At 69.4% G+C, this 23,598-nt stretch carries 30 protein-coding genes and 2 pseudogenes; 11 read left to right on the forward strand and 21 right to left on the reverse strand.

Going from position 1 to position 23,598, the window contains the following annotated elements; translation table 11 throughout:
- Positions 1-9 precede the first annotated feature (9 nt).
- Positions 10-729: a TetR/AcrR family transcriptional regulator gene (locus tag AC1Z4A_RS22820; RefSeq protein WP_483681628.1), complete on the reverse strand. Its 720-nt coding sequence runs from the start codon at positions 727-729 to the stop codon at positions 10-12.
- Between the two features lie 90 nt (positions 730-819).
- Between AC1Z4A_RS22820 and AC1Z4A_RS22825 the strand changes: the two genes are divergently transcribed.
- The 3 genes from AC1Z4A_RS22825 to AC1Z4A_RS22835 are packed head-to-tail and all read left to right on the forward strand — an operon-like array spanning position 820 to position 3,130.
- Complete coding sequence (locus AC1Z4A_RS22825) at positions 820-1,167, forward strand: darcynin family protein (RefSeq protein WP_483681629.1); 348 nt, start codon at positions 820-822, stop codon at positions 1,165-1,167.
- On the forward strand, positions 1,164-1,571 hold the full coding sequence (locus tag AC1Z4A_RS22830; RefSeq protein WP_483681630.1) for a hypothetical protein: 408 nt from the start codon (positions 1,164-1,166) through the stop codon (positions 1,569-1,571). The genes AC1Z4A_RS22825 and AC1Z4A_RS22830 overlap by 4 nt, the downstream gene beginning before the upstream one ends.
- An 11-nt stretch (positions 1,572-1,582) precedes the next feature.
- Positions 1,583-3,130: a multicopper oxidase family protein gene (locus AC1Z4A_RS22835; RefSeq protein ID WP_483681632.1), complete on the forward strand. Its 1,548-nt coding sequence runs from the start codon at positions 1,583-1,585 to the stop codon at positions 3,128-3,130.
- A gap of 19 nt (positions 3,131-3,149) precedes the next feature.
- Here AC1Z4A_RS22835 and AC1Z4A_RS22840 read toward each other — a convergent pair whose 3' ends face one another.
- Together AC1Z4A_RS22840 and AC1Z4A_RS22845 are read right to left on the reverse strand one after the other, a co-directional pair.
- Positions 3,150-4,349, reverse strand: a complete 1,200-nt coding sequence (locus AC1Z4A_RS22840; protein ID WP_483681634.1) for an esterase/lipase family protein — start codon at positions 4,347-4,349, stop codon at positions 3,150-3,152.
- 246 nt (positions 4,350-4,595) lie between these two features.
- Positions 4,596-4,970, reverse strand: coding sequence for a winged helix-turn-helix transcriptional regulator (locus AC1Z4A_RS22845; protein WP_483681636.1), 375 nt, complete (start codon positions 4,968-4,970; stop codon positions 4,596-4,598).
- Between the two features lie 111 nt (positions 4,971-5,081).
- Between AC1Z4A_RS22845 and AC1Z4A_RS22850 the strand changes: the two genes are divergently transcribed.
- The 4 genes from AC1Z4A_RS22850 to AC1Z4A_RS22865 all read left to right on the forward strand — a co-directional run bounded on the left by AC1Z4A_RS22850 (position 5,082) and on the right by AC1Z4A_RS22865 (position 7,649).
- Positions 5,082-5,732 (forward strand): FMN-dependent NADH-azoreductase, encoded by a 651-nt coding sequence (locus AC1Z4A_RS22850; RefSeq protein WP_483681638.1) that lies wholly within the window; start codon positions 5,082-5,084, stop codon positions 5,730-5,732.
- A gap of 145 nt (positions 5,733-5,877) precedes the next feature.
- Entirely contained in the window at positions 5,878-6,537 is a 660-nt protein-coding gene (locus AC1Z4A_RS22855; RefSeq protein ID WP_483681640.1) for an NADPH-dependent FMN reductase, read from the forward strand.
- 139 nt (positions 6,538-6,676) lie between these two features.
- Positions 6,677-6,958, forward strand: a complete 282-nt coding sequence (locus AC1Z4A_RS22860) for an antibiotic biosynthesis monooxygenase (protein ID WP_483681642.1) — start codon at positions 6,677-6,679, stop codon at positions 6,956-6,958.
- A gap of 70 nt (positions 6,959-7,028) precedes the next feature.
- Positions 7,029-7,649: a GNAT family N-acetyltransferase gene (locus AC1Z4A_RS22865; protein ID WP_483681644.1), complete on the forward strand. Its 621-nt coding sequence runs from the start codon at positions 7,029-7,031 to the stop codon at positions 7,647-7,649.
- 31 nt (positions 7,650-7,680) lie between these two features.
- Here the strand turns inward: AC1Z4A_RS22865 and AC1Z4A_RS22870 are convergent, their stop codons facing one another.
- From AC1Z4A_RS22870 to AC1Z4A_RS22895, 6 genes are all read right to left on the reverse strand, one after another.
- Positions 7,681-8,049, reverse strand: a complete 369-nt coding sequence (locus AC1Z4A_RS22870) for a YjbQ family protein (protein ID WP_483681646.1) — start codon at positions 8,047-8,049, stop codon at positions 7,681-7,683.
- 142 nt (positions 8,050-8,191) lie between these two features.
- Positions 8,192-9,421, reverse strand: a complete 1,230-nt coding sequence (locus tag AC1Z4A_RS22875; protein WP_483681648.1) for a serine hydrolase domain-containing protein — start codon at positions 9,419-9,421, stop codon at positions 8,192-8,194.
- A 112-nt stretch (positions 9,422-9,533) separates the two neighbouring features.
- On the reverse strand, positions 9,534-10,430 hold the full coding sequence (locus AC1Z4A_RS22880; RefSeq protein ID WP_483681650.1) for a carbohydrate ABC transporter permease: 897 nt from the start codon (positions 10,428-10,430) through the stop codon (positions 9,534-9,536).
- Entirely contained in the window at positions 10,427-11,782 is a 1,356-nt protein-coding gene (locus AC1Z4A_RS22885; RefSeq protein WP_483681652.1) for an extracellular solute-binding protein, read from the reverse strand. Before AC1Z4A_RS22885 ends, AC1Z4A_RS22880 begins: the two co-directional genes overlap by 4 nt.
- Positions 11,783-11,888: 106 nt before the next feature.
- Positions 11,889-12,623 (reverse strand): response regulator, encoded by a 735-nt coding sequence (locus AC1Z4A_RS22890; protein WP_483681654.1) that lies wholly within the window; start codon positions 12,621-12,623, stop codon positions 11,889-11,891.
- The gene (locus AC1Z4A_RS22895) at positions 12,620-14,344 is read right to left on the reverse strand and encodes a sensor histidine kinase (protein WP_483681656.1); all 1,725 of its coding nucleotides are present in this window, start codon (positions 14,342-14,344) and stop codon (positions 12,620-12,622) included. Before AC1Z4A_RS22895 ends, AC1Z4A_RS22890 begins: the two co-directional genes overlap by 4 nt.
- A 133-nt stretch (positions 14,345-14,477) precedes the next feature.
- On the opposite strand from AC1Z4A_RS22895, the gene AC1Z4A_RS22900 reads away from it, so the two are divergent.
- On the forward strand, positions 14,478-15,857 hold the full coding sequence (locus AC1Z4A_RS22900; protein WP_483681658.1) for a cation:dicarboxylate symporter family transporter: 1,380 nt from the start codon (positions 14,478-14,480) through the stop codon (positions 15,855-15,857).
- Positions 15,858-15,958: 101 nt separating this feature from the next.
- Here the strand turns inward: AC1Z4A_RS22900 and AC1Z4A_RS22905 are convergent, their stop codons facing one another.
- From AC1Z4A_RS22905 to AC1Z4A_RS22915, 3 genes are all read right to left on the reverse strand, one after another.
- The gene (locus tag AC1Z4A_RS22905) at positions 15,959-16,390 is read right to left on the reverse strand and encodes a hypothetical protein (RefSeq protein WP_483681660.1); all 432 of its coding nucleotides are present in this window, start codon (positions 16,388-16,390) and stop codon (positions 15,959-15,961) included.
- A gap of 69 nt (positions 16,391-16,459) precedes the next feature.
- Positions 16,460-16,711 (reverse strand): DUF6255 family natural product biosynthesis protein, encoded by a 252-nt coding sequence (locus AC1Z4A_RS22910; protein ID WP_483681662.1) that lies wholly within the window; start codon positions 16,709-16,711, stop codon positions 16,460-16,462.
- Positions 16,708-17,025 (reverse strand): hypothetical protein, encoded by a 318-nt coding sequence (locus AC1Z4A_RS22915; RefSeq protein ID WP_483681664.1) that lies wholly within the window; start codon positions 17,023-17,025, stop codon positions 16,708-16,710. Before AC1Z4A_RS22915 ends, AC1Z4A_RS22910 begins: the two co-directional genes overlap by 4 nt.
- Before the next feature lie 154 nt (positions 17,026-17,179).
- On the opposite strand from AC1Z4A_RS22915, the gene AC1Z4A_RS22920 reads away from it, so the two are divergent.
- Together AC1Z4A_RS22920 and AC1Z4A_RS22925 are read left to right on the forward strand one after the other, a co-directional pair.
- Positions 17,180-18,031: a helix-turn-helix domain-containing protein gene (locus AC1Z4A_RS22920; RefSeq protein ID WP_483681666.1), complete on the forward strand. Its 852-nt coding sequence runs from the start codon at positions 17,180-17,182 to the stop codon at positions 18,029-18,031.
- Positions 18,028-18,237: a DUF397 domain-containing protein gene (locus AC1Z4A_RS22925; protein ID WP_483681668.1), complete on the forward strand. Its 210-nt coding sequence runs from the start codon at positions 18,028-18,030 to the stop codon at positions 18,235-18,237. Before AC1Z4A_RS22920 ends, AC1Z4A_RS22925 begins: the two co-directional genes overlap by 4 nt.
- A 27-nt stretch (positions 18,238-18,264) precedes the next feature.
- On the opposite strand, the gene AC1Z4A_RS22930 is transcribed toward AC1Z4A_RS22925, so the two are convergent.
- The 6 genes from AC1Z4A_RS22930 to AC1Z4A_RS22955 all read right to left on the reverse strand — a co-directional run bounded on the left by AC1Z4A_RS22930 (position 18,265) and on the right by AC1Z4A_RS22955 (position 21,277).
- Positions 18,265-18,663, reverse strand: coding sequence for a VOC family protein (locus tag AC1Z4A_RS22930; protein WP_483681670.1), 399 nt, complete (start codon positions 18,661-18,663; stop codon positions 18,265-18,267).
- A gap of 139 nt (positions 18,664-18,802) precedes the next feature.
- On the reverse strand, positions 18,803-19,270 hold the full coding sequence (locus AC1Z4A_RS22935; protein ID WP_483683691.1) for a hypothetical protein: 468 nt from the start codon (positions 19,268-19,270) through the stop codon (positions 18,803-18,805).
- A gap of 106 nt (positions 19,271-19,376) precedes the next feature.
- Positions 19,377-19,601 (reverse strand): DUF397 domain-containing protein, encoded by a 225-nt coding sequence (locus tag AC1Z4A_RS22940; RefSeq protein WP_483683692.1) that lies wholly within the window; start codon positions 19,599-19,601, stop codon positions 19,377-19,379.
- A gap of 144 nt (positions 19,602-19,745) precedes the next feature.
- The gene (locus tag AC1Z4A_RS22945; RefSeq protein ID WP_483681672.1) at positions 19,746-20,579 is read right to left on the reverse strand and encodes a Scr1 family TA system antitoxin-like transcriptional regulator; all 834 of its coding nucleotides are present in this window, start codon (positions 20,577-20,579) and stop codon (positions 19,746-19,748) included.
- A complete protein-coding gene (locus tag AC1Z4A_RS22950) occupies positions 20,569-21,093 on the reverse strand; it encodes a DUF6879 family protein (protein ID WP_483681674.1) in 525 nt (174 codons plus the stop codon). The genes AC1Z4A_RS22945 and AC1Z4A_RS22950 overlap by 11 nt, the downstream gene beginning before the upstream one ends.
- Positions 21,077-21,277, reverse strand: coding sequence for a hypothetical protein (locus AC1Z4A_RS22955; protein ID WP_483681676.1), 201 nt, complete (start codon positions 21,275-21,277; stop codon positions 21,077-21,079). Before AC1Z4A_RS22955 ends, AC1Z4A_RS22950 begins: the two co-directional genes overlap by 17 nt.
- Positions 21,278-21,560: 283 nt before the next feature.
- On the opposite strand from AC1Z4A_RS22955, the gene AC1Z4A_RS22960 reads away from it, so the two are divergent.
- On the forward strand, positions 21,561-21,986 hold the full coding sequence (locus AC1Z4A_RS22960; protein ID WP_483681678.1) for an inorganic pyrophosphatase: 426 nt from the start codon (positions 21,561-21,563) through the stop codon (positions 21,984-21,986).
- Between the two features lie 102 nt (positions 21,987-22,088).
- Here the strand turns inward: AC1Z4A_RS22960 and AC1Z4A_RS22965 are convergent.
- The 3 genes and pseudogenes from AC1Z4A_RS22965 to AC1Z4A_RS22975 form a co-directional block, all read right to left on the reverse strand.
- A pseudogene (locus AC1Z4A_RS22965) lies at positions 22,089-22,611 on the reverse strand (DUF6879 family protein).
- A pseudogene (locus AC1Z4A_RS22970) lies at positions 22,601-22,797 on the reverse strand (hypothetical protein). The pseudogenes AC1Z4A_RS22965 and AC1Z4A_RS22970 overlap by 11 nt, the downstream one beginning before the upstream one ends.
- 302 nt (positions 22,798-23,099) lie before the next feature.
- A complete protein-coding gene (locus AC1Z4A_RS22975; RefSeq protein ID WP_483681680.1) occupies positions 23,100-23,480 on the reverse strand; it encodes a hypothetical protein in 381 nt (126 codons plus the stop codon).
- Positions 23,481-23,598: the final 118 nt, after the last annotated feature.

Here is a 23,598-nt window from a genome sequence, read left to right on the forward strand (position 1 = left end):
CGGAGCGGGTCAGCCCGCAGGCTGACCCAGGGCGGCCAGGACGTCCTGGACGGTGCGTTCGAAGAGCGGCTCGCCGTCGGTCAGGGCGAAGTCGAGGTGACCGAACACCTCGACGGCGACCGCCCCGTACAGCCGGGCCCAGCAGGACACGAAGACGTAGATGACTTCGAGCGGCACGGGCTCGCCCGCCAAGTGCTCGCGCACTTCCTCGAGTTGAACGATCCAGGCCGGATCGAGGTCCTCGGGGGGACGGACACCTCCCTGGTGCCACAGCTGCACCATCAGGTCCAGGACGACGCTGCCGAAGCGCCAGCTGGAGTCGTGCGCGGCGGTGCCGGGCGTGGTGTCGGCGCCCATCACCGGCTTGACGAACAGCAGCGCGAACTCCCGGGGGTTGTCCAGCGCCCAGCGACGCAACTCGCCGCACACGGATCGAAGTTGCTCCCCGGTCTCGGCGGCTTGGTGCCGGTCGCGCGCCGCGGCCAGGGCGGCGGCCAGCTCCTCGTAGAGGTGCGAGGTCAGCGCCTGGATGAGGTCGCGGCGGCTGGCGTAGTAGCGGTAGAGCCCGGGCGCCGTCATGCCCATCTCGGACGCGATGGCCCGCAGGGTGATGGCGGCGGGCCCCTCCTCGATCAGCAGCCGTCGGGCGGTGCGGAGGATCTCGGCCAGCGCTTCCTCGCGGACGCGGTGGCGGCGGCCGCGGGCAGGGGTTCCTGGAGTGCTGGTCACGGTGGCCTTCCCGCTTGACAAAGTGAACACCTATAACTTTAGCTTCTGCCGAAAGTTAACGGTGTTAGCAATTGGCTCCGGGGGCATCTCATGAAGTACGGCATCGTCCTGACGTACACCGTCACACCGCGCTGGCTGGCGCTCTCCCGCGAGGAACGCAACGCGATGCGCGCCGAGCACATCGAGCCGGTCTTCGCCGCCTACGCGGACCGCGTCAAGGCGCGCTTCTTCGACGCCGAGGCGTTCAACGGCCGCTTCTCGGACTTCGCGGTGCTGGAGACCGAGGACTTGGGTGCGTACTACTTCCTCGTCGAGGCGCTGCGCGATTCGCCGGTCATCAGCGAGGGCTATCTGGCCTTCAACGACGTCTTCCTGGGGGTCGAGGACGGCTTCCAGGCGTACGAGCGGGGGCTGGCGGCGGAGGGCACGGCCCGATGAGACAGCACGATCGTGCCTGGCCGATGCGCCTCCTGCGGGCCACGGCCGTGCTGGTCCTCCTGGACACCCTCGTCCAGGCGGCCCTGGCCGGGCTGTTCGTCACCGGCGATCTCGACCTGCTGACCTGGCACGCGGCGAATGCCGCGCTGCTGGGCGCGCTGACCGTCGTCCAGACGGCCGCCGCGGTGCTGGTGTGGCGCCTGCAGCGCGGGCCCGCCTGGCCGACGGCCGTGGGCGCCCTGCTCGTCGCCCTGGTAGGTGTGCAGCGCGGCCTGGGCGAGGCCCGCATCCTGGCCGGTCACATGCCGCTGGGCATGGCGATCTTCGGCTGCGCCACGGCCATGGTGTGCTGGGCGTTCGCCCACCGTCCCGCAGCCGTGGTGCCGTCCGGGGCGACCGCATGAGGCCCCCGCGCATGCCCGTGCTGAGCCGACGCGGATTCCTGGGCCTGACGGCCGGCGCCGGGGCGGCGGTCACCCTGGGCGCGGCCGGGTGGTCGAGAGTCGCCGGGGCCTCCACCGGCCGCGTCCTGAACGGCGCGGGGCCGCTGCCCGAGCCCTTCGCCGTCCCGCTGCCGGTACCGCGCGCGGCCCGGCCGGTCAGGACGGAGCGGGACGCCGACTACTACGAGGTCGAGCAGCGGGAGGGCAAGGTCGAGATCCTGCCCGGCCGCCCGACGACAGTGTGGGGTTACGACGGCACCTTCCCCGGCCCGACTTTCACCGCCCGCTCCGGGCGCAGGACCGTGGTCCAGGTCCGCAACAACCTCACCGTGCCCACGGTCACGCACCTGCACGGCGGCGTCACCCCGCCGGAGTCGGACGGCTACCCCACGGATCTGCTGCTGCCGACGCGGTGCGCACCGGGTCGGGCGGATGACGGTATGGCCATGGACACCGCCCACGACGGCCGGACGGCCAAGGGGTATCGCACCTACGCATACCCGCTGCCGCAGCAGGCCGCGACCCTCTGGTACCACGACCACCGCATGGACTTCAGCGCCCCGCAGGTCTGGCGAGGTCTGGCCGGCTTCTTCCTCGTGAGCGACGCGGAGGAGGACGCGCTGCCCCTGCCGGGCGGCGGGCGCGACGTCCCGCTGATGCTGTGCGACCGCTCCTTCGAGGCGGACGGCTCCTTCCGCTACCCCGCCCACGCCCACGACGCCTACCCGGCCGGAGTCCTGGGCGACGTCCAACTGGTCAACGGGGCACCCTGGCCCGCACTGGACGTGTCCAACACCCGCTACCGCCTCCGCCTCCTCAACGCGTCCAACGCACGCCGCTACGAGCTGCGACTGGCAGCCGACGACGGCAGACGGGCCCGATTCCTCCAGATCGGCAGCGACGGAGGCCTGCTGGCCGCACCGCGCCCGCTCGACAGGGTGGACATGGCACCCGGCGAGCGCTTCGACGTGGTCGTCGACTTCTCGGAATTCCCGGTGGGCAGCCGCATCACCTTGCGCAACGAGGCGGCGGACGGCGGCATGCGCAACGTCATGCGTTTCGACGTCGTCCGGGCGGAGAAGGACGACAGCCACATCCCGGCCCGCCTGTCCAGGTCGTTCGAGAGGCTCGCCCCGACCGCGGCGATGCCTGTGCGTACGTTCGACTTCCGGCGTACGAACCACGGTGACGACCGTCAGATGTGGACCATCAACGGAAAGCCGTTCAGCACATCGAGGACCCTGGCCACCCCACGCCTGGGCAGCGTGGAACGCTGGCGGTTCAGCAGCGACTTCCACCACCCGGTGCACGTCCACCTGGCCCAGTTCCAGGTCGTGGCGCGTGGCGACAGACCGCCGGCGGCGGGGGACGGCGGTTGGAAGGACACGGTGGATGTCCGTCCGTACGAGGTGGTGGAGGTGCTGGTGCGGTTCGCGGGGTACAAGGGCCGCTACATGCTGCACTGTCACAACCTCGAACACGAGGACATGGCGATGATGGCCAACTTCGAGGTGGTGTAGGGGCGGCAGGCGCACAGGACTACTGCGGCAGGCGGTCCAGGACCCAGCGGCCGAGCTCTTCGCTCACGTACGAGTGCGGGCCATTGCCGGACGAGACCAGGAACTCGTCCAGGCCGCTCTCCTCCGGGTTCAGGGCGTTGATGTCGGCGTAGACGTCCTCCTGCCGGTCGAGGTCGCGGATATCCACCGCGCTGACGGCGGGGACGAAGCAGGTCGACTCGCTGCTGGGCTCGATGTCGACCGCGCCGGTGGCCCGCAGCTGGCGTCCGGCGCTGCCGAAGGTCTCCAGCGTGCCGCCGGGTGCGCCGTCCAGTTCGGGCAGGTTGTCGGTGACCACTGTCTTCTTCGACAACAGGCCCTTGAGTTGGGCCGCTTCCTGCCGGGAGCCCAGGGTCTGCGTCCGCAGGGTGGTTCCGGTGAACCAGCCGGAGTTGACCCTGATCGCGTCGAGACCGGCCTTCGCGCCGTTGCCGACCCCGTTTCCGCTGCCGTTGGCGACACCGATCAGCCGGGGGGCCCTCGGCCACCAGCCGACGTCCCGCAGGGCGGAGAGGAACCGGGTGCGCAGCGGGTCCTCACGGTGTTCGCCGTCGGCGGTCTCGATGTGACGCCACAGCAGCTGGCGGGCGGCCGGGCTGTTGATCTGGCGCGACAGGGCCGGGGCGGCCCAGAGGAAGTGGGCCAGTCCCTGGAGCGCAATCGGGAGCCAGGCGCCACGGTGCGGGCTGTCGAACGAGACATACAGCCCGGCCTCGTGGGTCTGTTTCCGGCTCTCCATGTGTGCGAGGGCATAGCGGGTGACCAGACCGCCCAGGCTGAAGCCGCCCACCGTCAGGGGCGCATCGCCGCTGCGATCAGCGGCCGCCCGCTTGATGCACTCCTCGGCGGCCTTGGCATTCTCGAGAATCGAGGTACTGCGCTCGTCGTAGCCGAGCACGATCAGGTCGTAGCCGCGATCGCGCAGCTCGGTGGCGAACGCGAATCCGGCCCTGTTCAGATGGTCCCAGCACTCGTCGAGTTGCGTCGGCCCGGTGTCGAACCCGTCCGAGAGAACGACCGGTCTCGTCAGGCGGCGATTGCCCTTTCCGTAGTACACCCACGCCTTGCCGCCCGGCAGGGCCCACTCCGCATCCGGAGGCGGTGCGGGCGCGGTCCTCGGCCGCGGCGGCGGCGCGAGCAAGCCCCACGGCTGGAGCGCGGGCTGGGTCTGCTCAGCCAATATTGCCCCCCAGGGCCGGACGGGACTCGCCTCGGCGATGACGTCCCGTCGCACGACTGGCCGGGCCGCTGCCCGGTCGGATCCGGACTACCCACGATCACCGCATGGTCACACAAGTGAGGAGTGCGGCGCGCCGCCGGACCGGCAGGATCCGGTCGATAACTCCCTGTCGGCCAAAGCGCCTTGACGGCGGAACGGTGCTCTGCCCGTCGGCTCGGTCGGCCGGGGAGCGGCCGAAGCCCGCCCTCAGCCCCGGAGTGCCTCCGGGCACTGCCCGCCCTCCGGCAGGTGCTTCTCCGCCCAGGCGCCCAGCGCCTTCAGTGCGGGCTCCAGCGCCGCGCCCGCCTCCGTCAGGCTGTACGTGACCCGCAGCGGCGGTCCCTCGTCCACCTCGCGGACGACCAGCCCGGCCGCGGCCAGCTCCGTGAGGCGGTCCGAGAGCATGCGCTCGCTGATGCCGGGGATGGCCCGGCGCAGCTCGACGAAGTATGCGGGGCGCTGCATCAGCACGGCGACGATCAGTCCCGTCCAGCGCTTTCCGAGCAGCGTGAAGACGCGCGTGATGCCGCTGCCGACCTTCTGGCATGCCTCTGCGGAGTGCGCCGCCGCCCGTTCTGTCATGGATCAAGGGTACTACCCCGCCGCAAGCGGCTATAAAAAAGTAAGCGGCTGTGCTATTAATAGTTGCGCACTGAACAACAGGTCCTTCTCGTTGATCATTGGAGTCCTCCCATGGCCACGCTGCTGCACCTCGACACCTCCGTCTGGCCCGAGTCCGCCTCCGCTTCCCGTGCCGTCACCGCGCTCTTCCGCAAGACCTGGGAGGAACAGCACCCGGACGGCACCGTGATCCACCGCGATCTGGCCGCCGACCCCGTGCCGCACCTCGACGCCGTCACCGCGTCCGCGGGCTTCGCCGACCCCGCCACCCACACCCCGGAGCAGGCCGCCGCCTTCGCCGAGCGCGTCAAGCTGATCGAGGAGCTGGAGAGCGCGGACGCCGTGCTCATAGGCGCCCCGATGTACAACTTCACGATCCCCTCCACGCTGAAGGCATGGCTGGACCAGGTGATCCTCATGGGCCGCACCGCGGGCGGCGAGCCCTCCGTCAAGGGCAAGCCGGTGTACGTGGTCGCCAGCCGCGGCGGTTCCTACGGCCCCGGTACGCCGCGCGAGGGCTTCGAGTACGTGCAGAACTACCTGAAGGCCGTCCTCGGAGACATGCTCGGCATGGAGGTCGACTTCATCGTCCCCGAGCTGACCATGGCCCACTCCAACCCGGCGATGGCCGAGCTGGTCCCGCTCGCCGAGGCCTCCCGGGCCAAGGCCCACGAGGACGCGGTCGGCAAGGCCAAGGCGGCCGCCGAGCGCGTCGCCGCCTGAGGCCGCACGGGCGGCCGGCCGCCGGGGAACCCGGAAGGATCACGCCCCGTCGCGCCGCGCCCCGGACCGGGCCAGACTGGTCCGCGGGGCGCGGCGCCCGGAGGGGCACGTACTCGACACGCGCCGGAAGGACACGGACACGGTCATGGCCAATGACGCCCAGCCCGTCCCGCTGCGAGTGCTCGTCTTCGGCGGCGCCCTGAGGGCCGAATCCACCAACGCCCGCCTCGCCTCCCTCGCGGCCCGCCTGGTCACCGAGGCCGGTGCCACCGTCGACCACGCCACCATGCGCGAGTTCGACATGCCCTTGTACGACGGCGACCTCGAGGATGCCAAAGGGCTGCCGGACGGTGCCGTCGCGCTGCACGGGCGGCTGGAGAAGTGCGACGCCCTCGTGATCTCCTCGCCCGAGTACAACGCCTCCGTGCCGGGCGTGCTGAAGAATGCCATCGACTGGGTCTCGCGCGTCCGCCCCCAGCCGTTCAAGGACAAGCAGGCACTGCTCCTCTCCGCCTCCCCCTCCATGGTCGGCGGCAACCGCGGCCTGTGGTCGCTGCGGATTCCGCTGGAGCACCTGGGCACCCGCGTCTACCCGGACATGTTCAGCCTCGCCAGGTCCCACGAGGGCTTCACCGAGGACGGGCGGCTGGCCGACCCGGGGCTTCAGGAGCGGCTGACCGAGACGGTGAACGCCTTCCTCCGCCTCGTCGAGGCGGACACGCGGTACGTGTGCCTGCAGCGCCGCTGGTACGAGTTCCTGGGCGACCGCACCGAGGCCCCCGTCACCCAGCGGGCTGAGGGCTGAGGGCTGAGGACCGGCACGCGCCGCTTCCGCGCTCCGGCGCGGGGCCGGGCCGTGGTCTGCCTCCGGCACCACTCGTCCCTGCCGGAGCCGGGGACGTAGCGTTGAAGTGAGGGCGTCCCCGGTGCGGAGGGAGCGGTACATGGCGGTCATGGTGCACAGTCGCGGCGCGGCCTGGAACAAGGAGCTGTACCAGGCGGCATTCGACAAGGCGATCCCCGACACCTCGAACCCGCCCGCCGGGCTGCTCGCCCACTTCGCCCTGCCGAGGGACGAGGGCGGCTGGCAGGTCATCGACATCTGGGAGTCGGAGGACGCGTTCCGCGCCTTCCTCGAGACGGCGGTCTACCCCGCGGCACAGGAGCTGGGGGCCCCGCCCTTCGACTCGAAGGTGCTGGAGGTCTACAACTACCTGATCCCGTAAGCGCCTGGCCCCGGGGCAACTGCTCGATCCCGCGGGGGAGCCGGGTGGGGCCATCGGTTAGAACAGACCGGTGACCACCTTCACCAATGAGACGCCCCAGGGCATAGCCCGGACGACGATCGCCGCCGACGGCCTGCTCCTCCGCCCGTTCGACGAGTCCGACGAAGCCGCCGTCGCCGAGGCGCTGCGCGACACCGGGATTCTCCGGTGGGCGGCCGGCATCGCCGTCAACGCGGCGCCGGAGCACGAGCGCGCGGCCGTCTGGCTGCGCGCCCGCATCGCCGGCTGGGCGTCCGGCGCCGCCGTCTTCGCCGTCACCGACGCGGAGTCGGGCGTCCTGCACGGGGCGATGGGCATCCGGGAGGTCAACCGCCTCCCGGACCAGGGCGTCGCCGGCTACTGGATCTCGCCCCGGTCCCGCGGCCGCGGCGTGGCCCCCGTCGCGCTGGACGCCGCCGCCCGCTGGGCGTTCGCCGCCCCGGAGGACGGCGGGCTGGGTCTGCACCGCCTCGTCCTCGACCACGCCCTGGTCAACACGGCGTCGTGCCGCGCCGCCACCAAGGCGGGCTTCCCGGCGGAGGGCGTGATGCGGGAGTCCTTCGTCGAGACCTCCGGTGAGCGGCACGACTCGCACTTGCACGCTCGGCTGGCGACGGACCGCCCCGGCCGCCCGGCCCTCCTGGGCCGCTAGGGCCCGACAAAGCCCGGCAAGGCCCGTCCGGCTACGCGTGGTGGACGCGCACCAGCAGTTCCCGGGTGCCCGGCCCGTCGTGCTCGGCCAGTGCGACCGCCTGCCGCCGGCCGAGGCGCAGCGCGCCCGACGCGACGGGGATGCGCAGCTCCGGGTGACGGTGATCGCCGGGCATCGGCCCGACGATCAGGCCGCAGGCGGCGTGGCCGCAGTACACGTGCAACGTGCCCTCGGAGACGCCCGATCCGGCCACCAGCTCCCGGAGTTCACCGGTCAGGTCGACGGTGGCTTCGGGGGCGTCGACGGTGATGACGAAGCGGGCCGAGACCGCGATCGAACTGCCGGACGACAGCGGCCCGTTGGAGAAGACCTCTACGCGTGCGCCCGTGGTGGTCGTCATGGTGCGTGCCTCCGCATGGGGGGTGCTCTCGTGCTCTCGTGCTCTTAGGGTGTGCTTTCCCTGGCGTTCGTGCACAGTGCACCGTGGCACCCCTACCGCGGTCCGGGAACGGCCCTTCCGGCCGTTCTGCGGGCCCGGAAGGTTACCGGGACGGCTGCTTCGTGATCGCGTTCGCGATTCGCAGCGTCACCTTCTGCTGGCTGTCGTCCCGGTGGGTCGGGTTGAACGAGTACACGACGCGGCGCTGTCCGTCCCGCGTGGAGACCATGGCCGAGTTGTAGCCCCAGCGCTCGCCCGTCTTGCCCCACAGCGTCACACCGTTCACGGTGATCGTCTGGAGACCGGCGCTGTACTGGGCCGGGCCGCCGCCCTTGAGCATGCGGACGTCCTTGGACGGCATCTCGAACATCTTGTCCATCTCGGCCTTCGGCAGCAGCTTGCCCGCGAAGAGCGCCTCGGTGAAGCGGTCCAGGTCCTTGGTCGTGGAGATCATCTCCCCTTCGCCCCACGCCTCCGACTGGTTGAACTCGGTGGCGTCCTTCAGCGTCCCGTCCGACATGGCCAGGTAGCCGTGCACGTGCGGGCCGTGGATCCGGGGGTCGTTGCCGGGGACGGAGGTGTGGTCGAGGTGCAGCGGGCGAAGGATGCGCTTGCCGATCTCCTCGCCGTACGGGCGGCCGGTCACCTTCTCGACGAGCATCGCGGCCAGCACGTAGTTGATGCCCCGGTACTCCTGCTTGGTCCCGGGCTCGAACTTCATCGTGCCGTGGGTCACCAGCGACACCATCTTCTCCGGCGTCCACTGGTCGTTGCGGTGCCGGAGCACGTCCTCCGGGGTGCTCATGTCCGGCGCGTCCGGGCCGCTCTCGGCGGGCAGGCCGCTGGTGTGGTTCAGCAGCTGGGTGGCCGTGATCGGCGGGAAGTCGGCGGGCAGCAGGCCGGGCAGGTAGCGCTGGATCGGTGCGTTCAGGTCCAGCTTGCCCTCGGCGGCCAGCTGGTGCACGACCGTGGCGACGAAGACCTTGGTGATGCTGCCGATCCGGACCTTGTCGTCCGCCCGTACGGCCCGGCCCGTGCGCAGGTCGGCGACGCCCGACGTGCCGTACCACTGGCCCGCCTTGCCGCCGACCCGTATCTGAGCGGCAGTCAGCTGCGGGTCGCCGAGGTCGGCGATGGCGGCCCGGAGGGCCTGGGTGTCGAGCGGCGGGAGAGCCTGGGAGGACGCCGGGGCGGACGCGGAGGACGGGGATCCGGTTGCCGCGAGGGCGGTGCCCGCGGGGACGCCCACGGTCAGGAGCAGGGAGCCGGCCAGCACGGTTCCGGCGAGGGCGCGGCGGGAGAGGACACGGCGGGAGGGAAGCGAGGAAGTCATGTTGATCATGGTGTCGCGGCGGGACATCGCCGCCATCAGGGAGCGGCCCCCATTCCGGCCCTGAGCCACCCCCGACCTCGATCAGGGTTTTCCCTCACTCCCTGACAGCCATTCAGACGTCCTCCTTCAGCAAGCGCACGTACACCGCCGAGAACATCGCCCCCACCAGCAACAGCAGCAGCGCCACCGCCGTCCCGTACCCGATCAGCGCCTTCAGGAACGCCTGGTCGTACATGAACACCGGCAGCGTCTGGCTGCGGTTGCCGGGGCCGCCGCGCGTCATGGCCCAGATGAGGCCGAAGACCGACAGTGTCTGGAGGGTGTTGAGCATCAGGTTGGTGCCGATCGAGCGGCGGATCATCGGCAGCGTGATGTGCCAGAAGCGGCGCGCGCCGCTCGCCCCGTCGACCTCCGCCGCCTCGGTGACGTCCTGGGGGATCTCGGCGAGGGCGGCGGAGTAGACCAGCATCGAGAAGGCCGTGCCGCGCCAGACGTTGGCGAAGGAGACGGCGAGGATCGGCAGCGTGAACAGCCAGTTCTGCTGCGGCAGATGGAGCCACGCCAGGATCGCGTCGAGCGTGCCGCGCCGGTTGAAGAAGGTGTAGAGCAGGAAGCCCGCCACGATCTCGGGCAGCACCCACGCCGTGATCACCACCGCCCCCACCGTCGTCCGCACCGCCCGCGACGCGCGCCGCATGAGCGCCGCCAGGACGAAGCCCAGGGTGTTCTGGCCGACGATCGACGAGAGCACGGTGAAGAGCAGCGTCAGCAGTACCGCATTGCGGAAGTCGGGATCCCCGAACGCCCGGCGGAAGTTGGCGAGTCCGACGAAGGACGCCGACGCCTGGCCGGTGAGCTGGGTGTCGGTGAAGGCGAGCCAGACGCAGTAGCCGATGGGCCCGGCGAGGAAGAGCAGGAGCAGCACGGTCGCCGGGGCGAGGGGGAGCCAGCGGGCGGCCGTCCGCCCGCGCGCCGTGGTCGTCATGAGCCCGCGCGCCGTGGCCGTCATGAGGCGGTCACACCGCCGACGCCGACGACGGACCGCAGCCGGTCGTCGTAGCGCCGGGCCGCCTGTGCCGCGTTCGCGTCGCCGGTCGTCACCGACTCCATCGCCTCCTGGATGGCGCTGGACACCCGGGGATAGACGGGCAGGGCGGGGCGGTAGTGGGTGACGGCGACCAGGTCGGTGAAGAACGCGATGCCGGGGACGGACGCGCGGTACTTGTCGTCCGCCGCCACGTCCTCCCGCACCGCGATCTGCCCGTCGCGCACCGTCCACTCGGTGGCGTTCTCCGGCGACTGCAGCAGCTCCAGGGCCTGCCACGCGAGGTCGGCCCTCGCGGACTTCGCGGCGATCGACCAGGCCCAGCCGCCGGAGAGGCTGACGCGCCCCGGCGCTCGGCCGTCCTGCGTCGGGAAGGCCGCCCGGCCCATGGTCCGCGACCACTCGGGCCACGGCCGGACGCCGTTCGGCAGCCAGTTCTTGGCGAGCCAGGAGCCGTCCAGGGCGATGGCCAGCCTGCCGGACGGAATCCACTCGCCGGCCACGCGCGTGGAGACGTTGGGGTCGAGCGCATCGGACGGGTCCGGGCCGAGCTTCTCCGCATAGACGGTGCGGACGAATGCGAGGGAGTCCTCGAACCCCCGGGTGCCGGCCCGCCACTTCTTCGCCGCCGGGTCGTAGAGCGGATCGGCCCCCGTGCCGTACAGCAGCATCTCGAAGCCCTGCATCGAGGCGGCCTCGCCCGGCCCCTTGCCCGTGTAGACGTTGAGGGGGACGACCCCCGGCGCCTTCCGCTTGATCGTGCGGGCGGCGTCGAGGACGTCCTTCCAGGTGTGCGGCTGCCAGTCGGTCGGCAGCCCGGCCGCCGCGAAGACCTGCTTGTTGAACCACAGGCCGCGGGTGTCGGTGCCGTCCGGCACCCCGTACGTCCGGCCGTCCCGGGCCCGCACCGAGGACTTGGCGCTCGCGGCGAACCGGCCCCACTGCGCCCAGCCCGCCAGCTTGTCGTCGAGCGGTCTCAGATAGCCGCTCTCGACGTCGGAGCCGATCAGGCTGGTGTCCTCGTGGACGAGGTCCGGTGCGGTCTTCGGGGACCGCATCATCTGCTGGATCTTGGCGTAGTAGTCGTCCTCGGCGGCCTGGACGGGGAGGAGCCGGAGTTTCTTCCCCGGGTGGGCCCGCTCGAACTGCTTCTTGATGCCCGCCAGATAGTCGTCCATGATCCGGTACTTGTTGTCCGTGCTGCGCTGGTAGGCGACCTTGACGGTGTCCGGATCCCCGCCCGATTCCCCGCACGAGGTGAGGGACAGGGCGGTGACGGCGATGGCGACGAGGAGTACGGGGCTGGTGGGGCGCACGGCTCGACCTCCTGCACCTTGTGGTGTCGAGTCGTACGTTCCCCCGGGCGCCGCGCGGCACGCGTGGGCAACCGCCCGCGCACCCGTGCGCCGGGTCCCGTTCCCGTCAGCGCCCGCTGAGCCAGCGGTAGTGCAGCTCCGGCCGGCCGACCTGCCCGTAGCGCGGGGCGCGGACGGCCCGCCCGGTGTCCACCAGGTGCTCCAGATAGCGGCGGGCCGTGATCCGGGAGATGCCCATGGCGGTGGCGGCCGCGGCCGCGGAGACGCCCTCGGGCCCGGCGGCCCGCAGGGTGTCGGTGATCGCCCGCAGGGTGGCCACGGCCAGCCCCTTGGGCAGCGCCACGGGCTGCGGGGCGCGCAGCACGGCGAGCGCCCGGTCCACCTCTTCCTGGCCGCTCGCCTCCCCGGCGGCGCCGCGGAACTCCGCGTACCGGACGAGGCGGTCGCGGAGGGTGGCGAAGGTGAAGGGCTTGAGCACGTACTGGACGACGCCCAGCGAGACGCCCTCCCGGACCACGGCCAGATCGCGGGCCGAGGTCACGGCGACGACGTCCGCGCCGTGCCCGGCGGAGCGCAGCGAGCGCACCAGCTGGAGGCCGTGCCCGTCGGGCAGGTACAGGTCGAGCAGCAGGAGATCGACGGCCGTCCGCTTGAGGAACTGGACCGCGTCGCCCCGCGAGTGCACCACCCCGGCGACCGTGAAGCCGGGCACGCGCCGCACGTACAGCGCGTGGGCGTCGGCGGCGACGGGATCGTCCTCGACGACGAGCACGCGGATCGGCTGTGCGGGATTCGGCTGCGCGGGGTCCGGCTGTTCCGGGTTCGGCTGCGCGGGGTTCATGGGGTGGCTCCTTCGGGGGTGCGCGCGTGCAGCGGCAGCCGGACGGTGAACTCGGCCCCGCCGAAGGGGGAGCGGCCGAGGCCGACCGTGCCCCCGTTGCGGAGGGCGGCCTGCCGGACGAGCGCCAGCCCGAGGCCCCGGCCGGCCCCCGGGGTCTCCCCGTACTCCGCGGAGCCTACGGCCCCCGTGGCCCCCGTGGCCCCCGTGGCCTCCGTGGCCTCCGCGGACTTCGTCGACCAGCCGCGGTGGAAGACCTCGTCGGCCGCCTCCGGGGGCACGCCCGGCCCGGTGTCCCCGACGCGCAGGATCAGCTCGCCGCCGTCCGCCGGTGTGTCCGCCCGCACGGTGACGGTGACCCTCGGCGGCCGGGTCCCGCCCGCGGCCGCCGCGTCCACCGCGTTGTCGATCAGGTTGCCCAGCATCGTCACCAGGTCGCGGGCGGGCAGGCCGGGCGGCAGCAGGCCGTCGTCGACCCGGGTGTCGTCCGTGATCGTCAGCTCCACGCCGTGCTCGTTGGCCTGGGCGGCCTTGCCCAGGAGCAGCGCAGCGAGCACCGGTTCCGCGACGGCGGCGACGACCTGGTCGGTGAGGGCCTGGGCGAGTTCCAGCTCCGCGGTGGCGAAGTCGACGGCCTCGTCGGCGCGCCCGAGTTCGATGAGGGAGACCACCGCGTGCAGCCGGTTGGCCGCCTCGTGCGCCTGCGAGCGCAAGGCCTCGGCGAAGCCGCGTACGGAGTCCAACTCGCCGGAGAGCGCCTGGAGTTCGGTGTGGTCGCGCAGGGTGACGACGGTGCCGTGCTGCTCCCCGCCCGACACGGGCGAGGTGTTGAGGACGACGACCCGCTCGGTGGTCAGGTGCACCTCGTCGACGCGCGGCCCGGGCGCGAGGAGCGCCTCCGTGAGGGCCTGCGGCAGGCCGAGTTCGGTGACGGGACGGCCTACGACATCCTCTTTGGGCAGGCCGAGGAGGGCCCGGCCGCCGTCGTTGACGAGCGCGACGCGCCGCTGCCCGTCGAGCAGCAGCAGGCCCTCGCGGACGGCGTGCAGCGCGGCCTGGTGGTAGTCGTGCATCCGCGCCAGCTCGGCGGCGTTCATGCCGTGGGTGTGGCGGCGCAGGCGGGCGTTGAGGAGGTACGTCCCGGCGCCGCCGAGGGCCAGCGCGGCGAGCGCCACGCCCAGCAGGGCGGCGACCTGGCCGCTCACCTCCGCGCTGATCGCGTCGACGGTGATCCCGGCGCTGACGAGGCCGGTGACCTGGCCCTTGTCGGCATCCCGTACGGGCGCCACGGCCCGCACCGACGGGCCCAGCGTGCCGGTGTACGTCTCCGAGAACGTCCGGCCCTCCAGGGCGGGGCCGGTGTGGCCGAGGAAGCGTTCGCCGATGCGGGCCGGGTCGGGGTGCGTCCAGCGGATGCCGCCCGGGCTCATGATCGTCACGAAGTCCACCCCGGTGTCGCGGCGGACCCGCTCGGCGTACGGCTGGAGAGCAGCGGACGGGTCCCGGTCCAGGACCGCCGCCCGTACGGCCGGGGACGCGGCGACCGAGGCGGCCACGGCCGTCACCTGGCGGCGGGCCGCCTCCTCGGCCTGCCGGTGGTCGGCGAGGTAGGCGAAGACCGCGCAGCCGGCCACCACGACGGCGACCAGCACGATCTGCATCGCGAAGAGCTGGCCGGCGAGGCTGCGGGGGCGGCGTATGCGGCGTATGCGGGGTGTGCGCATGGCCGACAGTGTGCCTCTTGGCTTGTTCGTGTACGTAATGAACGCAAGGGTGACCGCCGTCACAAGGCCGTGCATAGTCTCCGGGTCGGGAGCGTCAGAAGCCGCGACGACGAGGGAAGACAAGGAGAGCACCGTGACAGCGCAGTCACCGCCACCACAGCAGCAACCGGTCCGCAAGGCGGACCGGACCCACTGGCTCTACCTCGCCGTGATCGCCGCGGTGCTCGTCGGCATCGCGGTGGGCTTCGCCGCGCCCGGTTTTGCCAAGGAGCTGAAGCCCCTGGGCACGGGCTTCGTCAACCTCATCAAGATGATGATCTCGCCCGTCATCTTCTGCACGATCGTGCTGGGCATCGGCTCCGTGCGGAAGGCAGCGAAGGTCGGCGCGGTCGGCGGGCTGGCGCTCGGCTACTTCATGGTGATGTCGACGGTCGCGCTGGCGATCGGCCTGGTGGTCGGCAACGTGCTGGAGCCCGGCAGTGGGCTGCACCTGACGGACGCGCTGCGGCACGCGGGGGAGGCGCAGGCGAAGGGCGCGCACCAGTCGACGCCCGACTTCCTGCTCGGGATGATCCCGACCACGATCGTCTCCGCCTTCACCGGCGGCCAGGTCCTCCAGACCCTGCTCGTCGCGCTCCTCACGGGCTTCGCCCTGCAGGCCATGGGCCCGGCGGGCGAGCCGGTACTGCGCGGGATCGGACACATCCAGAAGCTGGTCTTCCGGATCCTCTCCATGGTCATGTGGGCCGCCCCGGTGGGCGCGTTCGGCGCGATCGCCGCGCTGGTCGGCGCGACGGGCGTGGACGCGCTGAAGTCCCTGGCCGTCATCATGATCGGCTTCTACACCACCTGCCTGATCTTCGTGGTGGTGGTGCTGGGCGCACTGCTGCGGCTGGTGGCCGGGGTGAACATCTTCGCCCTGCTGAAGTACCTGGGCCGGGAGTTCCTGCTGATCCTGTCGACGTCGTCGTCGGAGTCGGCGCTGCCGCGGCTCATCGCGAAGATGGAGCACCTGGGCGTGAGCAAGCCGGTCGTCGGCATCACGGTGCCCACGGGCTACTCGTTCAACCTGGACGGCACGGCCATCTACCTGACGATGTCCTCGCTGTTCGTGGCCGAGGCGATGGGAAACCCGCTCTCGGTGGGCCAGCAGGTGTCGCTGCTGCTCTTCATGATCGTGGCGTCCAAGGGCGCGGCGGGCGTCACGGGCGCAGGGCTGGCCACGCTCGCGGGCGGCCTCCAGTCGCACCGGCCGGAACTGGTCGACGGCGTCGGGTTGATCGTCGGCATCGACCGCTTCATGAGCGAGGCGCGCGCGATGACGAACTTCGCTGGCAACGCGGTGGCCACGGTGCTGATCGGCACGTGGACGAAGGAGATCGACCGGGGCCGGATGACGGAGGTGCTGGCCGGACGCCTGCCGTTCGACGAGGCGGCGCTGGCCGATGACGGGCACGGTGACGGTGCGGTTCCTGCCCCGCGGGGCGGCGAGAAGGAGCCGGCCGGGGCCTGAGCCCCCTCAGAACCACCCCCACGGCGGGGCCGCCCCCACGCGGCCCCAGGCCCGGTACGGCACCGCCGGGCCGCGCCGTGGGGGTTTGGTGTTTCATGCGGTCACGGCTCGGCCTGCGAGCAGACGATCTCGCCGGTATCGGAGTCGACCGTGCAGAATCCGCTCAGCAGCACGAAGGTCACGGCCGCATCGTCGCCGTCGCCCCCTATGTGCCCGACCGAGAATCCGTCGCTGGTCGCATCGTCGGCCTGAGGATCCACGCTCTCGTCATAGGAGTTGGAGCCGACAAAGGGATTGTCCCAGTGGAGGTCGACCTGGCCCAGGCGATTCCCGTCGACATCCTCGATCTGGTAGGTGACGCGGCCTTCGGTGCCGGATGCGAACCCGTCGGACTCCGACCCCCAGTCTCCTCGGTCACCGATGAGATCCGGTGGCGGACTGGTCCAATCACCCTCGAGTTCTGATGCGGTGAGTCTGAGGTTCACGGTGCCGGCCTGGTTGTCCAGGGTGACAGCGGTTGATCTCGCGGCCATCGGACTCCCCTTTCCCTGGCGTGCGTACGTAACCACTTTCCACGGTACGACTGGGCTGTTACCGCCGCATCAGGCGCAGGCGGCGCCGCCGCCCCAGTGGCTGAGGCGAGGCATGGTTAGTGAGATCAGCACGGCGGCCATCCGGTCGGCCTTTTGCCACGGGCGGGGCGACGGCTTCACCGCCACGGGCAGCCCCGGGGGCCGCAGGGCGCTGTACTCGGTGAACCGGCGGGTCCCGCAGCGCGGGCAGCGCTCTTCGCCGGGGGCGCCGTTGGCGCCGTTGACGGGTTCGAAGCCGGAGGGGTGAGTGCAGGTGGTCATCGGCTCGCCCCGGGGGTGGAGTGGGCCATGATCCAGTGGTGGTTGGCGTCGGCGGTGGCCTTGGCCCGCTGCCCGGGCGGCGCGTCGCGACGGCGCGCGGCGAGGCTGACGCAGTCGGGGCAGGTGCTGAGGTAGGGCCGCAGCCCGGCTTCTTCGCGCTCGTCACGGGTGGCCAACCGCAGTGCGGAGAAGTCCACTTCCCATTGCAGGGCACCGTCGGGGCTCTGCAGCTGCGCGCGGGTGTCGGTGCGCCCGATCACTTGGGCGATTTTGTTGTCGCGTACGTCGACTACGTAGGCGCCTTTGCGGTACATGATCCCTCCAACTCGCGTGGCTCTTACCGGAGTTCGTCTCCGTCGACGGTAGAGCATGAGAGTTCTAAACGTTTACGGAACGGGTTCAATCACTGGAACGAGTGGACCCTCGTCCGGTCACGCGCCACACTGAGTGCCGACAGGAGGGGAACGGATGCCAGCGAGAAAGGCCCCAACCGTCCGGCAGCGGAGGCTGGGTACGGAACTCCGCAGGATGCGCGAGCAGGCAGGGTTGTCCATTGCTCAGGCCGCCGGACTGCTGGGTACCGAACGTTCGAGCATGAGCAACATCGAGTCGGGCCGTCATGGCGTCAGCGGTGAACGGGTCCGCGTCTGGGCCACCTCCTACGGCTGCCCGGACCTCGCCTACGTGGATGCGCTTGTCGCCATGGCCGAGGAGCGCGGCAAGGGGTGGTGGGAGGAGTACCGCGGAACCATCCAGGTCGCGGCGCTCGATCTCGCCGAGCTGGAGCACCATGCGGTCGGCTTTCGCGCATTGCAGATCATGCACTTGCCAGGACTGCTGCAGACCGAGGAATACGCCCGGGCCGTCTTCCGTACGGCGGTGCCGACCCTCAGCCCCGCGGAGCTGCGGCGCAGGCTGTCCCACCGTATGAGGCGACGCGACGTCCTCGACCGTCCGCAGCCGCCCATCTGTACGTACCTCATGCATGAGGCGGCTCTGCTCATGCAGTTCGGCGGCCCGAGCATTGCCCGTGCGCAGCTCAGGCACCTCTTGCACGAATCCGAACGCGAGAACATCACCGTGCGGGTTATCCCCTTCTCCTCTGGCGGCTTTGCCAGTGCCGGGAGTTCAATGCTCTATGTGCGGGGAGCTGTGACGCGACTCGATACGGTTCACGTCGACACACCGACCGGTTCCGCGTTCCTGGACGGGGAATCGCAGCTCACCAACTACCGGGCGGTGCTGGATCGGGCCGAAGAAATCGCGCTCAGCTCTGAGCGCTCACGTGACTTCATCAGCAAGGTGGCACAGCAGACGTGAAGGACTCGAAGGTCATGGGCATCCAGTGGCAGAAGTCGTCGTTCTCTTCGGATACGGTGGGCGACTGCTTAGAACTCGCCAACCCGGCAGGTCGAATACTCCTCCGCGAGAGCGACACCCCCGGCACCGTCATCAGGGCAACCCCCGGCCAACTGCGAGGCATGCTGTCCAACACCAAGGGGCGCGAGTCCACTCGCTGGGAGTGACCGAAAGGCCGGACGTCCACACCCCAGTCAGGCCGACCCCCGGTTCAGCTGGATCAGGTCCCAGCGGTTCCCGTACAGGTCCTGGAAGACGGCCACCGTGCCGTAAGGCTCGGTCCGGGGAGGCTCCTCGAACCTCACCCCGGCCGACCGCATCCGCTGGTAGTCCCGCTCGAAATCATCGGTGTTCAGGAACAGGCCGACGCGTCCACCCGTCTGGTCGCCCACGCGCGCTTCCTGGTCAGGCGTGACGGCCCGCGCGAGAAGCAACGCGGTCTCCCGGGCTCCCGGCGGGGCGACGACCACCCAGCGCTTCTCTTCATCAATACGGGTGTCCTCGACGAGTTCAAACCCGAGGGTGTCCACATAGAAGGCGATGGCCTCGTCGTAGTCGCACACGACCAGGGTCACCAGTCCGAGATGAGTCATGCAGCGATCATGACCCATTAAACTCGGGCCCAGGGCGCCGCGAGCGCGCCCAGTGATGCGATGACGAAGCCGCGTCGGTCCAGCCGTGGCGGTGGGTTTCTTCGGGGTCGATGCCATGCAGGTCGGCTGATCGGGGTCGTCAGCGGGTAGGGCAGCTGAGCCCCGGCTCCGCCCGGTTCGGAGAGCATGTCACCAATGCCAACGACAGGAACAAGGCCCCTCGCAAGTAGAACCCGAGTGACACGTCACCACCCTGTGCCAGCCGCTCGGCGGCGGAGGTGGTGAGGATAGCGAGCCGGGTCGTGTCCTGGTCGTGGGCGGAGGCGAACCGGAGCGCGTGTTCGGTCAGTTGCTCCCCCAGCCATTCCGCGGCTTCCTTCGGCTCGTCCCATGTGCCCTGGATCAGCCGGGGCGGCTTCAGTAGCCACAGGGCGGTCTCGATCGGCGGTACGCCAGTGGTCTTCCATTCCGAGACGGCTTCCCGGTACCGCTCCTGGACGTCGTCGGGACTGGTAGCGGTCGGTGTGACGGACGACGGTGGGCGACGGATGCTCTCCTTGTCGAAGTCCTTCTTCTCGCCGGTCCAGAGGTACCCGTGAACGTGCAACTGGTCGTCCTGTCCAGGAAGGTTGGAGGCGGCCCCCACCTTCCCCAGAAGGCAGAGGCCGCCAGTCACAGGCGCAGCCGGCTGGGGGCTGCTGTGGTGGGGCCGGTCAGGCCGTGAGGCCGAAGCGGGCCGGGTCGATGCCCGCCGCGTTCAGCTCGGCGGTGGTGAACCTCAGCGGCTCGGCGTTCGGCCGCTTGCTGTCGCCGAGGGCGTAGACGTCCTCAGCGATGCGGGCGAGGGTGACGCACGATTCGCCGTCCGGGTGGGTGTTGCCCCCGCATGCCTTGGCGAACTGGGCGCCGTCGATGGTGAGGCTGTACAGGTCGGTCATGATGAGCCTTCCTGATAGGTGGGTACGGACACCTCGCCAGGCGTCGGCTTGCTGTGCGGCTGCCTCGATGTCCGCGGTCATGGAGAGAGATTGTGGTGCATGAATCGAGCGAATACGAACCACATTCCCGTGATGTACTAAAGATCATGAACGGTAGGCGTCGGCCCATGCGGACAGACGTTCCCGGGCGTCATCTTGGAATAGCGCACGTTCTTCGTAGCCGGCGAACTCTTCGAGGTACGCGGTGACGTCACGAGGGTCACGGAACATCATGACCCCTGTGGAAGCCTCCACGGTTGCCATGCGTTCGTCGTAGACCGTGAACGTGGTTAGCGGGCATCCTGGCAGGTATGTATCTACGGGAATAACACCGAGCTTCACCGCGGGCAGATGCGAGAGCGACACCAGGCGGTCGATCTGGATAGCCATAGCATGCGGGGGGATCTTCGCGAACCGTACGGCTTGCTCGGTGAGGACGAACGTAAATGATTTCGATTCGTCGTAGAGCACGGCCTGTCGCTCTAGTTTCTTGTTTATTACCTTCCCGAGGTCGCCCTGTACGTCGTCAAGGCTGGCTCTGATGTATTCGGGCGTCGAGAGCAGGCCGGTAATCATGGATAGCAGGAAAAACCGGAACTCGGTCGTGATCTTCTCCACCTCGGCCAGCTCGACCTGGCCTTTGTCCAGACCCTTTCGGAGAAGCGACCGCGAGTCCTGCCACTCGGTGTTGGCGATCCTGGCCAGCGCTGTTACCTCGGCGATGAGGCTGGGTGGCGCCTCCAGCGCCCTCAAGATTCGCTCCACGTCCATAAGCGACGGGGTTCGCTTACCAGTTTCAATCTTGCTGATTTTGGATTGGCTCATGGAACAACGCCGAGCGAGCCGGTCCCCTGTAAGGCCGGCCCGCTTGCGTAGCTCTCTCAGTGTCTCTGCCAGGTCAGCCTTGCTCTGCCCCAGCTCTACGGGTTCAAACGTCAAGCTGTTTCACGTACTCCGAGAATGGCGTGGCCTCAGCGAGGGCGATTCGCTGGTATTCCACGAATGGTGCAGGGTGGCCGTCGAACACTTCCCGGTTGATCTGCTTTCCGTCCGGCTCGTAGTTCATGAGCACGACCGTCGATCGGTCGAACATCCAGAAGTCCTGGACGCCTGCCAGCGGGTTGGGCCGGTCCGTTACGTCGAGGATACGGATGTCTTCGCCTGCTTCGAACTGCGGAGCATAATACTGTGCGAACTCAAACCGGAGATAGTCCGAGAGTGGCCGCGTGACGATGTGGACTCGTCCGATGCTGCCGCCGGTTTCCCGATGCCGGCGGATCAGTTCAAACCACTCGTCGTCCTCGTCGGGAATTTCCACCGGTTGACCGGAAAGGAACCGGGAGAATTCCTCGGCTTCCTGCGGGACGATGTACTGTGGCAAGGTTTCGAGTCGCCACGCTTCCTTTGTGAAGTCCCGGAACTTGGCGTCCCAGGCGTCACCAGCCAAGAGCACGGAATGCCTCCCTCAGTACGCTCTCAGGGATCTTGACCAGTGCCTCACCGGCTGGGGGCTGGAACGCGTGGGACGTCTCGCCCTGGACGAGGAACCCGCCGTCCGACTCGTCGCGGTAGACGTTGGGGCAGTCCTGCTTGCCGCATTCGCCCTGTCCGCTGCCCGTGAGCCGCGTAAGCGCCATGTCAACTCCCTTGGAGTCCGACCCTGGTTGGGTCATCTGGCCTCGACGTTAGGCAGGCCCGGCACCGGCCGTCCATGCTGCACCAGCAATATTCCCGTGATGGACTAAAGATCAAGCTTCAGGGTTCTCGTGTGCCCCTGCGTCGGCGCGGGATCCGCTGCATCATCCCGGACACGGCCGATCGCGTCCGCATCCGCAAGAAGCGCGCTTCCCACGGCGGCCGACCGCCAACGCTCGACAAGACCGACTACCACGAGCGCCGGCACGCGTACGATGTGGGCCCATGGCACGGGGCGACGAGGACGACCCTTTGATGTCCGGCACTTCATGGGGTGCCGCCTACGGGGACCGCTTCTGGCAGGAGCTGGATGCTTTCGTCCTGGGCGCCGAGCTGAAGATCGACCGACCGAAAGGCAGCGCGCATCCGCGCTTCCCCCAGTACGTCTACCCGGTTGATTACGGATACCTCGAAGGCACCCAGGGCGGTGACGGCGAAGGCGTCGACATCTGGCGCGGCAGCGCGAAGCAACCGGGTGTGGTCGGCGTGGTCGCGACCGTGGACCCGCTCAAGAGGAACGCTGAGATCAAGGTCCTCCTTGCATGCCTGCCGGAGGAGATCAAGGCGATCGAGAACTTCTACCGAGGTCAGCCACAGGCCGCACTGCTCGTCATCCGTTCCGGCATGGCACCGTCCGGCAGCACCCCATGAGCTGACGAGCCCGAACCCGAGAGCATCCACCTAAAGCGGTCTTGGCTTCCTTCCCAGATGCCTGCCGGAGTACCCGCAGCGCTGCCCCCAGCTGCCCTCTGTTCACGCGCCGACGTGCTTCTCCCACCAGTCGGAGAATGGCTCGGCGTGCGCCAGCGCGGTATCCCGGATGGTGACGAAGTCTTGTGCCCGGCTGTCAGGCATCGTCTCCCGCCCCGTGACGACTCCCGCGTCGTCGTAATGCATGACGACGGCGGTCCTCTCGTCAAAGAGCCAGAAGTCTTCTGCCGCTTCGAGCGGGTTGGGCTTGTCCGTTGTGTCGAGGATGAAGAACTCTTCGCCCCCAGCCGCGTTCTTCCGGTACCCCCAGCCCAGTTCGAACCGTAGATACGGTGTGATGGGGCGCGCCAGAATGTGCACGCGGTACACGCGCTTACCGAGGTCCGTAAGAGTCCGAAGCTCCGAGACCCAGGCTTCGTTGTAGTCGTCGGGCTGTGGCTGCCCAGCGAGGAAAAGCTCGATAGGCGTCCACGTTGCCCGACCCGCTGTAGTCGGCGAGGGTCTCGAGCCTGAATGCTTCTCGCTCGAAGGTGTCGAACAGCTCTCCGAGAGTCTTAGGCGTCACGAAGGCCCTTCCGGATCAGGTCGAACACAAGCTGCGTCGGGATCTCCACGAGGGTCTCGTGTGCGGGAATCTCCAACCCGTGATCGGTAGGTGTCTCCCCTGTACCAAGAGGGTGTCCCTGTCCGTGGCGTAGATGGTCGGGCAGTCCTTGATGTCGCACGTGCTCACGAGCTTGGTGACCTTCACGCGGCTCCTCCCCAGTCTGCTCCGTCGTATCCGGTTCGATGCTTCCGACCTTGCAGGGCGAGCCGCAAGGGGTAGCGGTTTCCAAAACGGGAAAGCGGGACGGGAGGGAGGCGAGCGGGGCGCACAGGGCGCGCAGGAGGACGGACGCTGGGCGCCTCTGCCGGGGGATGAGCCAGGTGATGCCGGGAGAAACTTGGGATGGGCCTGGGGCGTTCAGCAGGGCAGCAGCGGGCTGCTCTCGCCTACAGGCTGTTCCGTAACTGCTGGCCATCCCTGGCGGGGACGGACCTGTGGTCCGGTGGTCAGCAGAAGTCGAGCGTGACGTCCTTGTCCACGCAGTACTTCATGACGGCGACCAGCTGACGGGTGTCATCAATACGTCGTTGGAGAATGGAATCGTCGGCAGCGTTCGGCCGCTCGTCGATGATTGCTTCCAGCCGGGGCAGCATGGCCGCGCATCGAGCGGGTGCGAGGTCGCCCTCGTGGTCTGGATGGTCGAGCAGTGGTGCCAGCGTGGTGGTGACGCTGCTCCACAAACGGTTTCCCCCGAAGCCGACCATCTCAGGGAGGGCGAATCCCTCGGTTTGAGCCAGCCACTCCCTGAATAGGTTGAACCCGTAGTGCGACCAGGAGATATCCGGGCTGGTCGCTTCATCGTCTGCGGGGCAGAGCATGAGCCCCATCCTGTCCTCCTCATTTGCTTGGTGCCCATGATCAGCCGTGGGGAGGAGTGTCGGCAACTGAAATGATCTGTCGCATGGCTGGTGTGATCACGGCGTCAGAACCATGACGGAACTCTGA

This window comes from Streptomyces sp. 17_S59 (assembly GCF_056930295.1).